This window comes from Variovorax boronicumulans (assembly GCF_029892485.1).
Lineage (GTDB): Bacteria > Pseudomonadota > Gammaproteobacteria > Burkholderiales > Burkholderiaceae_C > Variovorax > Variovorax boronicumulans_B.
On the sequence record NZ_JARXVG010000027.1, the window covers coordinates 1 to 11744 of the forward strand.

General features: G+C 67.7%; 12 protein-coding genes. 4 read left to right on the forward strand and 8 right to left on the reverse strand.

The window, feature by feature from the left end; all coding sequences use genetic code 11:
- The first annotated feature begins 181 nt into the window (after positions 1-181).
- From M2282_RS30630 to M2282_RS30645, 4 genes are read left to right on the forward strand one after another with little or no spacing between them, the layout of a single operon-like run.
- Positions 182-637 carry a type II 3-dehydroquinate dehydratase gene (locus M2282_RS30630; protein ID WP_280812538.1) on the forward strand — a complete coding sequence of 152 codons (456 nt, stop codon included), beginning with the start codon at positions 182-184 and terminating at the stop codon, positions 635-637.
- Complete coding sequence (locus M2282_RS30635) at positions 634-1197, forward strand: TRAP transporter small permease (protein WP_280812539.1); 564 nt, start codon at positions 634-636, stop codon at positions 1195-1197. The genes M2282_RS30630 and M2282_RS30635 overlap by 4 nt, the downstream gene beginning before the upstream one ends.
- Positions 1194-2474, forward strand: a complete 1281-nt coding sequence (locus M2282_RS30640; RefSeq protein ID WP_280812540.1) for a TRAP transporter large permease — start codon at positions 1194-1196, stop codon at positions 2472-2474. The genes M2282_RS30635 and M2282_RS30640 overlap by 4 nt, the downstream gene beginning before the upstream one ends.
- A 1-nt stretch (position 2475) precedes the next feature.
- Complete coding sequence (locus tag M2282_RS30645) at positions 2476-3903, forward strand: ELWxxDGT repeat protein (RefSeq protein ID WP_280812541.1); 1428 nt, start codon at positions 2476-2478, stop codon at positions 3901-3903.
- On the opposite strand, the gene M2282_RS30650 is transcribed toward M2282_RS30645, so the two are convergent.
- Genes M2282_RS30650 through M2282_RS30680 form a run of 8 tightly spaced genes read right to left on the reverse strand, consistent with a single transcriptional unit; the run spans position 3884 to position 11410 of the window.
- Positions 3884-4816, reverse strand: coding sequence for an alpha/beta fold hydrolase (locus M2282_RS30650; protein ID WP_280812542.1), 933 nt, complete (start codon positions 4814-4816; stop codon positions 3884-3886). The two genes, M2282_RS30645 and M2282_RS30650, sit on opposite strands and share 20 nt — an antisense overlap.
- A gap of 12 nt (positions 4817-4828) precedes the next feature.
- Positions 4829-6007, reverse strand: coding sequence for a pyrroloquinoline quinone biosynthesis protein PqqE (pqqE, locus tag M2282_RS30655; RefSeq protein ID WP_280812543.1), 1179 nt, complete (start codon positions 6005-6007; stop codon positions 4829-4831).
- Complete coding sequence (gene pqqD, locus M2282_RS30660) at positions 5985-6254, reverse strand: pyrroloquinoline quinone biosynthesis peptide chaperone PqqD (protein ID WP_280812544.1); 270 nt, start codon at positions 6252-6254, stop codon at positions 5985-5987. Before pqqD ends, pqqE begins: the two co-directional genes overlap by 23 nt.
- Positions 6251-6997 (reverse strand): pyrroloquinoline-quinone synthase PqqC, encoded by a 747-nt coding sequence (gene pqqC / locus M2282_RS30665; protein WP_280812545.1) that lies wholly within the window; start codon positions 6995-6997, stop codon positions 6251-6253. Before pqqC ends, pqqD begins: the two co-directional genes overlap by 4 nt.
- Before the next feature lie 4 nt (positions 6998-7001).
- The gene (gene pqqB / locus M2282_RS30670; protein WP_280812546.1) at positions 7002-7922 is read right to left on the reverse strand and encodes a pyrroloquinoline quinone biosynthesis protein PqqB; all 921 of its coding nucleotides are present in this window, start codon (positions 7920-7922) and stop codon (positions 7002-7004) included.
- A 52-nt stretch (positions 7923-7974) separates the two neighbouring features.
- Positions 7975-8049, reverse strand: a complete 75-nt coding sequence (pqqA, locus tag M2282_RS31125) for a pyrroloquinoline quinone precursor peptide PqqA (RefSeq protein ID WP_013539171.1) — start codon at positions 8047-8049, stop codon at positions 7975-7977.
- 40 nt (positions 8050-8089) lie between these two features.
- On the reverse strand, positions 8090-10315 hold the full coding sequence (locus M2282_RS30675; RefSeq protein WP_280812547.1) for a PQQ-binding-like beta-propeller repeat protein: 2226 nt from the start codon (positions 10313-10315) through the stop codon (positions 8090-8092).
- Between the two features lie 33 nt (positions 10316-10348).
- Positions 10349-11410 (reverse strand): ThuA domain-containing protein, encoded by a 1062-nt coding sequence (locus tag M2282_RS30680; protein WP_280812548.1) that lies wholly within the window; start codon positions 11408-11410, stop codon positions 10349-10351.
- Between the last annotated feature and the right edge of the window lie 334 nt (positions 11411-11744).

An 11744-nucleotide genomic window follows, 5' to 3' on the forward strand; every position in this document is an offset into this window, starting at 1 on the left:
CGATCTGCAGGCCAAGGGCGCGCAGTTCAACGAACTCACACCGGCCGAGCAGGCGCGCATGCGCACCGTTGCCAAGCCGGTCATCGACAAGTTCGCCGCCCAGTACGACCCCTCCATCGTCAAGCTCTACAACGACGAAATCGCCCGCATCCGCAAGTAAAGCCCCTCACCGAAGCTCCCCATGAAGATCCTCGTACTCCACGGCCCCAACCTCAACCTGTTCGGTCGCCGCGAACCCCACATCTACGGCAAGACCACGCTCGCCGAAATCAATGCGCAGCTGCAGGCGCTCGCGGCCGAACTCGGCGTGACGCTGGAGACGATCCAGTCGAACCACGAAGGCGACCTGATCGATTTCCTGCACGCGCACATCGACGATGCGCAGGGTGCGCTGGTCAACCCCGCCGGCCTCACGCAGCACGGCGTGCCGCTGCACGACGCGATCAAGGCCATGCCGTTCCCGACCATCGAGGTGCACATGTCCAACATCGCCGCGCGCGAAGCCTGGCGCGCGCACTCGATCATCTCGCCGGCGGTCAAGGGCACGGTGCAGGGCCTCGGCCCGCTGTCGTACCTGGCCGCGCTGCGCGCGCTGGTCGAGATGCAGAAGCAAGCCTTGGCCGCGGCTGCGCCATGAACCGCTGGATCGACCGGTGCTGCACCGGCATCGAGGCGCTGATCGCGGCCGCGCTCGCGGTCATGGTGGTGCTGGTGTTCGGCAACGTGGTGCTGCGCTACGGCTTCAACTCCGGCATCACGATGTCGGAAGAAGTCTCGCGCTGGCTCTTCATCTGGATGACCTTCCTGGGCGCGGTGGTCGCGCTGAAGGAGCACGGCCACCTGGGCGTGGACATGGTGGTGCAGAAGCTGCCGCCCATCGGCAAGAAGATCTGCCTGGCCGTCGGCCATGTGGTGATGCTCTACATCGTGTGGCTGCTGTTCCAGGGCAGCATGGCGCAGGCGCGCATCAACTGGGACGTGACGGCGCCGGTCACCGGCGCGTCGATGGCCATCGTGTATGCCTCGGGCGTGGTGTTCTCCGTATTGGCCGGGTTCATCCTCGCGCTCGACCTGCTGCGCCTTCTCACGGGGCGCATTGCCGAAAGCGATCTGGTGATGGTTCAGGAATCTGAAGAAGCGGTCCAACTCCAGCAGATCCTGGGTTCGCAGAACGACGCTACCGGAGCGCGCAAATGACCATCCTCGTCTTTGTAGGCTCCCTGCTGCTCGCCATGGCGATGGGCATTCCCATTGCGTTCGCGCTGCTCGCGAGCGGCGTGGCGCTCATGTGGCACCTGGACCTGTTCGATGCGCAGATCCTCGCGCAGAACGTGATCGGCGGCGCCGACAGCTTTCCGCTGCTGGCCGTGCCCTTCTTCATGCTGGCCGGCGAGATCATGAACGTGGGCGGTCTCTCCAAACGCATCGTCGACTTCGCGCTCGCGGTGGTCGGCCATGTGAAGGGCGGCCTGGGCTACGTGACCATCATGGCCGGCTGCCTGCTCTCGGCGCTCTCGGGTTCGGCCGTGGCCGATGCCGCAGCGCTCACCGCATTGCTGCTGCCGATGATGGTGAAGGCCGGCCACGACAAGCCGCGCGCGGCCGGCCTCATCGCGGCCACGGGCGTGATCGGGCCGGTGATCCCGCCGAGCATCGGGCTGGTGATCTTCGGCGTGGCGGCCAACGTGTCGATCTCCAAGCTGTTCCTCGCGGCCATCGTGCCGGGCCTTTTGATCGGTGCGGCGCTGTGGCTCACCTGGGCCTGGCTCGTGCGGCGCGAGAAGATCGTGCCGCCGCCGCGCAAGTCGTCGGCCGAGATCTTCGCCACCTTCCGCAAGGCGACCTGGGCGCTGATGCTGCCGGTGATCATCCTGGTGGGCCTGCGCATGGGCGTGTTCACGCCCACCGAGGCCGCGGTGGTGGCCGCGGTGTATGCGCTCTTCGTCTCGACCGTCATCTACCGCGAGATCACCTGGCGCGACCTGTACGGCATCTTCGTGAGCGCGGCCAAGACCAGTGCGATCGTGATGTTCCTGATCGCCGCGGCGATGGTGAGCGCCTGGCTCATCACGGTGGCCGACCTGCCCTCCAAGATCGTCGGCCTGCTGGAGCCCTTCATGGGCAACCAGATCCTGCTGATGGTCGCGATCATGGTGATCGTGATGGTCGTGGGCACCGCGATGGACATGACGCCGACCATCCTGATCCTCACGCCGGTGCTCATGCCGGTGGTGAAGGCGGCGGGCATCGACCCGGTGTATTTCGGCGTGCTCTTCATCATCAACAACTCCATCGGGCTGGTCACGCCACCGGTGGGCACGGTGCTGAACGTGGTGGCCGGCGTCGGAAAGATATCGATGGACGACGTCACGCGCGGCGTGGTGCCGTTCATGATCGCGGAGTTCGCGATCCTGTTCGTGATGGTGGCGTTTCCGCAGCTGGTGATTGCGCCGGCGCGCTGGTTCGGAGGCTGAGATGCCCTTCGCCTCTTTTCCCGCCATGCGGCCCGCGTGGCTGGCCGCCCTCGCGCTGCTGGTGCAGCTGCCCGCCATCGCGCAGGACCCCGAGCGCGAGGTGCTGCCCGAGCAGCGACAGGCGCTGGCCTTCGTCTCGCCCACCGGCCTCGTGCCGCTCAAGGGGAAGATGCTCTTCAGCGCCTTCCACATCGCATCGGGCCAGGAGCTGTGGATCACGGACGGCAGCAGCGCCGGCACGCGCATGCTGAAGGACATTCGCCCGGGCTTTCGCGGTTCCTTCCCGGCGGGGCAGACGCTGTTCAAGGGCCATGTCTATACGACAGCCACCGACGGCGCGAGCGGCCTCGAACTCTGGCGCACCGACGGCACGGCCGCGGGCACCACGCGGGTGATCGACCTGCGGCCCGGCGAGGAAGGCGCGATGCCCAGCGAGCTGACCGTGTTCCGCGATGCGCTGTACTTCGTGGCCGATGACGGCAGCACCGGATTCCAGTTGTGGAAGACATCGGGCACAGCGGAGACGACGACGCGCGTGTCGTCGATCGACGCGGGGCCGCGCGCGGTGACGCGGCAACTCACGGTGGCCGGCAAGCGGCTGTTCTTCACCGCGACCACGCGCGCGCACGGCCATGAACTCTGGGCGACCGAAGGAACGCCGGAGAGCACGCGCCTGGTGAAGGACGTTCGCCCGGGCGTCGAAGATGCAGGCATCCAGGCGCTGACCGCCATCGGCGATGACATCTACTTCACCGCGCACGATGGCGAGCACGGCATCGAGCTGTGGAAGAGCGACGGCACCGAACGCGGCACGCGCATGGTGAAGGACCTGCGGCCGGGATCGTCGCCCTCGCGGCCTTCGCACTTGGTCGCGGTTGGCCGCACGCTGTACTTCGCAGCCGACGACGGCGTGCATGGCACCGAGCTCTGGAAGAGCGATGGCACCGAAGGCGGCACGACGCTGGTCAAGGACATTCGCCCGGGAACGGGCGGGTCGATCTCGAGCCCGCTCGCGGCGATGGGCGGCCGCGTCTACTTCGCAGCGACCGACGGCACGTCGGGCGCGGAGCTGTGGCGCAGCGACGGCACCGCCAAGGGCACCGTGCTGGTGAAGGACATCGCACCGGGCGCCGAGAGCGGATCGCCCGCGCGCTTTGCGGTGATCGGTTCACAGCTGTGGTTCTCCGCGAACGGCGGCGGTGCGACGGGCGTCGAGCCGTGGCGCAGCGATGGCACCACGGCCGGCACGCGCGCGGTCGCCGACGTGGCCGCCGGTGCGCGCAACGCATTGCCGCTGGGCTTTCGCGCACTGGGCGACGCGGTGCTCTTCGCCGCCGACGACGGCCACGGCAACGAGCGGCTGTGGGCGCGCCGCAAGGATGGCCGCGTGGCGCTGATCGGCGACCCGCTCAAGGAGCGTCTGCGCTGAAGGCCTGCGAGTCCGCGTAGTCGCGCAGCGCCTTTGTCATCGCTGCGGCAAGGGCGGGATGCGTGGGGTTGTGCCCCGCGCCCTGCGCCCATTGCAGCGCGGCACGACCCCGCAGGACGTTCGCGAGCGCCTGCGCGCCTTCCGGCGGGCACAGGGCGTCGTGCGTCCCGTGCACGATCAGCGTGGGAACCTCGGGCAACGCGGCGCATCGCTCCAACAACGTGGGCGCACCGAGCCAGCATCCATGGCGCAGGTAGTGGCTCTGCACGCGGTAGCGCGACACCATTCGCTGCAATGCGGCGCCATCGCCCGGCGGCGCGGCGTTTCCGCCCGACATGCGCTGCTCCCAATCTGACCAGCAGAGCGCGACCTCCCGCTGCCGCTCCCACGTTCCGTGCGCGAAGATGTCCGCGATCAACGCCGTGATCGGGCATTGCCGGCCTCGTGCTTCGTTCCACAGCACGCGCCATTCGGGGCCGCCGTGCCGTTCAGCCTCTGCGAAGAAATCGTGGATGTCCGAAGCGCGGGCCAGAAACACGTTGCGCAGCAGGAGCCCCGCAACGGCCGAAGGCTGGTCCAGCGCATGCACGAGCGCCAGCGTCGCGCCCCACGATCCGCCGACGACCAGCCACCGGTCGACATGCAGATGCTCGCGAAGGCGCCGCAGGTCATCGAGCAGGTCGGCAAGCGTGTTGTGCGTGATCGATCCTGTGGGCGTGCTCAGGCCTGCGCCGCGCTGGTCGGGGCAGATGATGCGGTAGCGCGTGGGGTCGAAGCCGCTGCGCTGCAGCGGCGAACTCCCCGAGCCGGGCCCGCCGTGGAGCACCAGCGCGGGCAGCCCGCGCGGATTGCCGTGCTCCTCGACATGCATGACATGGCCACCGCTCAACGGCAGGCGATGGACGATCGTCATGCGCGAGCCCGCTCAGCCGCGAGCATTGGCATCCGTGCGGAACACGAGTTCGCCTGCACGCCGCGCGCCCGGCACGAAACGGATCGGCGCGCTGACCTCGCGCGGGTCTACCGCTGCAGCGACCATCGCCTCCACCTCCGCATGCTGCGGGCTCTTCGGGCAGACCGGGTCCGTGGCGGCCGCATCGCCGGTGAGCAGAAACGCCTGGCAGCGGCAGCCGCCGTGGTCCTTCTCCTTGTCGTCGCAGCTCTGGCAGGTGCTGCTCATCCAGCCGGTGCCGCGATAGGCGCCGAACGCCGGGCTCTCCTGCCAGATCTCACGGATGGAGTGCTCGCGCACGCTGGGGAAGTCGAGCCCCGGCAGCATGCGCGCGCTGTGGCACGGCAAGGCCACGCCATCGGGTGCGACCACGAGGAACACGCTGGCCCACCCAGCCATGCAGGGTTTGGGCTTGCCCTCGGCGTAGTCGGGCACGACCCAGAGGATCTTCATGCGGCCATCCAGGCGCGGCCGGTGCGCGTCGACCACGGTTTCGGCGGTGGCCAGCGCCGCGCGCGTGGGCATCAGCATCTCGCGGTTGCGCCATGCCCAGCCGTAGTACTGCACGTTGGCGAGCTCTAGAAAATCCGCCTCCATCGACTCGGCCATCTCGATGATGCGGCCCACGTGCGGCAGGTTGTAGCGGTGCATCACGCAGTTCAGCACCATCGGATAGCCGAGGTCCTTGATCGTGCGCGCCACGCGCTGCTTGAGGTCGAAGGTCTTGGTCGAACTGAGGAAATCGTTGAGCTCGCGGCTCGAGTCCTGGAACGAGAGCTGGATGTGGTCGAGCCCCGCCTTCTTCAGCGCCTCGGCGCGCTGCGGCGTGAGGCCCACGCCCGAGGTGATGAGGTTGGTATAGAAGCCCAGGTCGTGCGCCGCCGCAACGAGTTCCGTGAGGTCGTCGCGCACCAGCGGCTCGCCGCCCGAGAAGCCCAGCTGCACCGCGCCCATCGCGCGCGCTTCGCGGAACACGCGGATCCATTCGTCTGTCGTGAGCTCGTTGCTGTAGCTGGTGTAGTCCACCGGGTTCGAGCAGAAGGCGCAATGCAGCGGACAGCGGTAGGTCAGCTCCGCGAGCAGCCAAAGGGGCGGCTTCGCGGCGACGCCGCCATGCGGGGTGCGGGTGTCACCGGATCCAGTGGCGTCCATGGGCCTGCTCCAGGAACTCGATCACGTCGGCGCGCAGGTCGACTTCACCGAAGGTGGTCTCCAGGTCCGTCACGAGCGCGGCCACGGACGTCTGGCCGTCGCAGCGCTTGAGGATTTCCGCCGCCGGCCCGTTCAGCTTGATCATGCCCTCGGGGAACAGCAGCACGTGGCATTGCTGCGCGTCTTCCCATTGCAGCCGGTACATCGTGCCCAGCGACGGCTGCGCGCTGTCGGTCCATTGCGTCATGGCTGCTGCTCTTTGGGAAGATCGTCGGGGTAGGCGCGCTCGATGGCATCGAGCATGGCCCAGAGGATGTCGAGCTTGAAGCCCAGGATCTGCAGCGCACGCTCCTGCCGCTCGCGCGTGGCGCACCACTGCATCGCGACCTCCAGGCCGTGCTCGACGTCGCGGTCGGCCAGCGGGATGCGGCTGCGGAAGTAGTCGAGGCCCGAGGTGTCGATCCACGGATAGTGCGTGGGCCAGCCCGCGAGCCGGTCCTTGTGGATGCGCGGCGCGAACATCTCGGTGAGCGAGGAAATCACCGCTTCCTGCCACGGCGCGGTGCGCGCGAAGTTGACGTACGCATCGACCGCGAAGCGCACGCCGGGCAGCACCAGCGCGTGCGATTCGAGCGTCTCGCGCCGCAGGCCGGTGGCGATGCCCAGGCGCGTCCAGATCTCGATGCCGCCGGCGTTGGCGCCTTCGTGGCCGTCATGCCCGTCGTGGTCGAGCATGCGCACCACCCAGCGCCGGCGCGTCGCGCGGTCGTCGCAGTTGGAGAGGATGGCCGCGTCCTTCACCGGAATGCGGCATTGGTAATAGAAGCGGTTCGCCACCCAGCCCCGCACCTGGAACGGTTGCAGTTCGCCCGCGTTGAGGCGGCGATTGAACGGATGATGGCTGTGGTAGCGCGACTCCATGGCGCGCAGCTTCGATTCGAAGACCTGCGGGGACCACGCGTCCTGTGGATGCTGCTGTTGCTGCGTCACGTGTTCAGATCTCCAGTTCCATGCCGTCGAAGGCGACCTCGATGCCGCGGCGCGTGAGTTCCGCGCGCTCCGCGCCGTCTTCGTCGAGGATGGGATTGCTGTTGTTGATGTGGATGAGCACCTTGCGCCTTGCAGCGCAGGCGTCGAGCGCTTTCAGCATGCCGGGGCCGTGCGGTCCGTCGCATTGCGGCAGGTGGCCCATGTCGGCGGCGCGCTTGGCGCCCAGGCCTGCGGTGAGCATCTCGTCTTCGGTCCAGAAGGTGCCGTCGACCAGCACGCAGTCGCAGGCGTCGAGACTCTTGCGCTCGGCATCGCCGACCTGTGCGAGGCCCGGCGCGTAGAGCACGCGCTTGCCGGTGGCCGGGTCTTCGATGAGCACGGCGGCGTTGTCGCTGCGCGCCTCGGTCTGCCGGCGTGGTGAATACGGTGGCGCCTTGCCGGGCACGGGCACGGCCTGCAGGCGCAGGCCGGCGATCTCGTGCCATGCGCCGCCGCCGGGCTCGAGCGGCATCGGGTGCCAGGTGACGCCGCAGTACTTGTCGAGCGCGTTCAAGAGCGGCAGGCTGCCAGTGAGGTCTTCGTACGACTCCGGCGTGCAGTAGAGCTGCAGCCGCGGTCCTTCGCGCAGGCTGAGAAGGCCTGCGACATGATCGATCTGCGAGTCCATCAGCACCACCGCCTGGATCGGCGAGTGGCGCACGCCGTGGCGTGGCTGCAGTGCTTTCGACGCGCGCAGCTGCGCGCCGATGTCGGGCGATGCATTGAGCAGGACCCAGTCGTCGCCATTGGCGGACACCGCGATGGAGCTTTGGGTGCGAGGGCTTGCCCGCACCTCGCCGCTTCGCTGGCCGGCACAGAGGCGGCAGTTGCAATTCCATTGCGGGAAGCCACCGCCCGCCCCCGAACCTAGAACCAATATCTTCATATGCACAAGAAAAAACGGCACCGGTGGAAGCCGGTGCCGTTGGGGTCCGCTCTCAGCGAGCAGAGATGTACATCGTGATCTCGAAGCCGAAACGCATTTCCTCGAACTCAGGCTTGCACCATTTCATCGCATTGCTCCTTCAGTGGTTGGGGAATGAAGACACGGTATCAATACACGACGATCTTGCCCGTAGGACGCGGGCTATGACAGTCGTTGTAGAAGTATTCGCCGGGTGTGTCGAAGGTGTGGTTCGCCGATTGCCCCGGGGCCAGGCGGAAGTTGAACCTGCCTTCGAAGAACTGCGTCGCGCAGTGCGTGTTGGCATTGGCTACCGGATTGGTGAAGGTCACCGTGGTGTTCGCCGGCACGCGCATGAAGGTCGGCGTCATCGCGTTGACCGCGGTCGACTCGGCGGCGCCGGGCTCGTTCGCCGGCGTCTGCACGCGTGCGAGGAACACGGTGTTGGGCGTCGGCAGCGCCGCACCTTCCACCGCCGAGCCGGACACCGGACGGCGCACGACGGGCGGTGTCGGCGTTGCGGGAGGCATCACCGTGCCGCCAACCTTGAAGGCCCACAGGCGGTCGCCGCGCGGCGCCGAGTCGCCGTACGGAATGCTCGTGCCGCCGGAGTACACCGCGACGTACTGCTCGCCGTCGATCTCGTAGGCGATCGGGCTCGCGCTGATGGCCGCGCCGGTCTGGAAGCGCCACAGTTCGCTGCCGTCGTTGGCGTCCATCGCGAGCAGGTTGCCGTCGGGCTGGCCGATGAAGAGCAGGTTCGATGCAGTGGCCAGGATGCCGTTGCCGTGCGCGAGCGAGTACGGCAGCTGCTTCTTCCACTTCACAAGGTTGGTGCTCGGATCGACCGCCACCACCGCGCCCGTCATGTAGGTGCCCGGCGGACGCAAGCCGTTGCTCGACTCGGTGAGCGAGTGCGCGGCCGACACATAGCCCATGCCCGTGTAGACGAGGCCGGTGCGCTGGCTGAAGGCCTGGTGGTTCCAGTTGGCGCCGCCGCCGTGTCCGGGGATGGAGAGGATCGGCACGTCCCAGTGCGCGTCGTACAGGCAGCCCTTCACGTAGTTGGGCACGGCGCGGTTGGGGTCACCGGGAATGGCGGTGCCCAGCGGCTGGTCGACGATGCAGGTCTCGGTCCACGCGCCCTGGCGCGGCAGCGGCTGCGTGGGCCAGCTGGCCTGGCGGGCGTCCTGCTTCACGGGTACTTCGTCGATGCCCAGCGGCGCACTGCCGTCCTTGCGGTCGAGGATGTAGTACATGCCGGTCTTGCTGCCATAGATGACGACCTTGCGATCCTTGCCGTCGATCTTCACGTCCGCGAGCACGGGCGACATCACGTTGTCCATGTCCCAGATGTCGTGGTGCACCGACTGGAAGTGCCACTTGTATTCGCCGGTCTTCAAATCGAGCGCGACCAGCGAGTTGGCGAACAGGTTCAGGCCCGGGCGCGCGGAACCGTTCTGCGACGAGCCGCCGCGCACGTTGCCGAAGGTCCAGTAGATGAGGCCGAGCTCGGGGTCCACCGCGGGATGGATCCACGGCGTGGCGCCCGCGCGATCGGACTCGGCCGCGCCGCCCCAGGTGTCGTAGCCGATTTCGCCGGCGCGCGGCACGCCCCAGAACGACGTCAGCACCTTGCCGGTGAGCGCATCGGCCGAGAACGCCGCACCGCGGTTGCCGTCGTTGGTGCCCAGGAAGAGGCGCTTGTCGTGATAGACCAGCGCCACCTTCTGCAGCGCGCCCTGGTAGTCGGGGTCGGTGGCGCTGCTCGGGTACTGCTTGATCCAGGCGATGGCGCCGGTGTCGGTGCGCAGCGCCACGAGGCGATTGCCGCTGGCGACGGTGAAGACCAGGCCCAGGTCTTTCGCGACCGCCACGCCGCGGCGCGTGATCGAGCCGTAAGGGGTGGTCCACTTCCACTTCGTGAGGCCGGTTTTGCCGTCCACCGCGATCACGTTGCCGACGGCGGACTCGATGTAGAGGGTGCCATCGACCACGACCGTCGTGCTCTGGTTGTTGCCGGTGGCCATGCCGCCTTCGATCTGGTTGACCCAGGCGCCGCCGAGCTTGGCGACCTGGGCCTTGTCGATCTTCGCGAGGCTGGAGTAGTTCTGGTTGCCCAGGTTGCCGCCGACCTTCGGGAAGTCCTTGTCGCCTGCCGTGCAGCAGTCGGACAGGTTGGCCGAGGGCGTGGCGGGTGCGGGCGGTGGCGGTGGCGGCGCGCCGGGCCCCGGGGGCGGCGGCGCGGGCGGTGCCGGCACCACCGGGAACGAAGGCGTGCCTCCGCCCGATGAGCCGCCGCATGCGGTGATCAGCAACGGCGATGCGAGCACGCCGCAGGAAATAAGCAGCGTGACCAATGACTTTGGTTTCATGGATGCCTCTACGCAGTGAAGGTTTGGATGCCGTTACTCGGTGCAGAAAGGCGTGAGGCCCATCGCCGACTTGACGCCCTGCACGACCAGCTTCTGGAACTCGATGGCGCCGACGCCCGAGAGGTCCGCGGTGAACGAGTGCGCGTTGTGGCCGAGGGTGGTGAGCCATGCGCGGCCGCCGTCGTAGTACTGGCACCAGGCGACCGGATGGAAGTCCGCGTGGCCGGGGTGCGGCGCGGAGGTCAGCGGCTTCAGCGTGGAAGTGTCGACCTTGGCGAGGAACTTCACCTTCGTGGGGAAGGGCGTGAGGTTGTACCACTCGTCCTGGAAGGAGAAGCGCTTGGGCACGTCCTTCGTCGAGGGGTCGTCCGAGACGATTTCGACATCGCCCGCACGGTTCGGTGCGTGGTTGTAGAAGTTCGCGTTGCCCAGCAGGCCTTCGTAGTACGGCCAGTTGTATTCGGCACCGAACGCGTTGTGCAGGCCGACGAAGCCGCCGCCGCGGCGCATGTAGTTGCGCAGTGCGGTGCGTGCGGCGTCCTGGCTCGTGGCGACCGCGCCGTTCCACAAGGTGTCGCGGTTCGAGCTCGCGAAGATGATGGCCTTGTAGTTGTTGATGCGGCTGCTGAGGACCGCGACGTCTTCGGTCCAGTCGACGGTGATGCCCTCGGCCGTCAGCATGCGCACCAGGCCGGCCTGCATGATGTTGTCGGGGTTCATCACCGGGTTGAGGCCGGAGCCCATCGGTGTGCCGAGCACGGCGTGGCGCGGACCTGCGGTGCGCGAGTAGACCAGCACGCGGTCGGGCGTCGTATCGAACGCGCCCCAGTTGTTGTAGCACTTGGGGTTGGTGCCGCGGCAGACGTTGTAGTAGGTGTCGAAGCTGTCGTCCGCTTCGGCCACGGGGTCGGTCGGCTGCACCGGTACTTCGTCGGTCGGCACGGTCGGCTGATTGGGTGCGGCCGGTGCCACCGGCTGGATTGGAAAGCCCGCGAACGAGCCACCGCCGTCGCTGCCGCCACCGCAGGCGGTCACCGCCAGCGCGAGCGCCGCAGCCGATGCAAGTCCGAAGAGGAATGATCTGGAAGATTTCAAGGGTGTCTCCTTTTTTTGGTCGAAGCGGGACCCACGGGGACACTTCCCCGAGAGCGGATGGGCTGCTCGGCGGCGGCCGGCAGGAGCAGCGGTTGGATGAGGATTGCCGGCGGGAACGAGGCGGCGTTCAGCCCGTGGCGTTGTTCGCGGCGAGCGCGAGCGGCCGGACGGTCATGGCTTGCGGATGCGGGCGATTTCGTCGTTGTAGAGCTTGACGATGGCAGGGTCGTACTGGGCGGCGAACTTGTCGATGACCGGCTTGGCAACGGTGCGCATGCGCGCCTGCTCGGCCGGTGTGAGTTCGTTGAACTGGGCCCCCTTGGCCTGCAGGTCA

What these genes read in the sequence shown, in the direction of transcription:
- pqqB (WP_280812546.1), bottom strand. Translation starts at nt 7,922, where the DNA reads ATGAAGATATTGGTTCTAGGTTCGGGGGCGGGCGGTGGCTTCCCGCAA.
- M2282_RS30640 (WP_280812540.1), top strand. Translation starts at nt 1,194, where the DNA reads ATGACCATCCTCGTCTTTGTAGGCTCCCTGCTGCTCGCCATGGCGATG.
- pqqE (WP_280812543.1), bottom strand. Translation starts at nt 6,007, where the DNA reads ATGGACGCCACTGGATCCGGTGACACCCGCACCCCGCATGGCGGCGTC.
- M2282_RS30630 (WP_280812538.1), top strand. Translation starts at nt 182, where the DNA reads ATGAAGATCCTCGTACTCCACGGCCCCAACCTCAACCTGTTCGGTCGC.
- M2282_RS30650 (WP_280812542.1), bottom strand. Translation starts at nt 4,816, where the DNA reads ATGACGATCGTCCATCGCCTGCCGTTGAGCGGTGGCCATGTCATGCAT.
- M2282_RS30635 (WP_280812539.1), top strand. Translation starts at nt 634, where the DNA reads ATGAACCGCTGGATCGACCGGTGCTGCACCGGCATCGAGGCGCTGATC.
- M2282_RS30675 (WP_280812547.1), bottom strand. Translation starts at nt 10,315, where the DNA reads ATGAAACCAAAGTCATTGGTCACGCTGCTTATTTCCTGCGGCGTGCTC.
- pqqD (WP_280812544.1), bottom strand. Translation starts at nt 6,254, where the DNA reads ATGACGCAATGGACCGACAGCGCGCAGCCGTCGCTGGGCACGATGTAC.
- M2282_RS30645 (WP_280812541.1), top strand. Translation starts at nt 2,476, where the DNA reads ATGCCCTTCGCCTCTTTTCCCGCCATGCGGCCCGCGTGGCTGGCCGCC.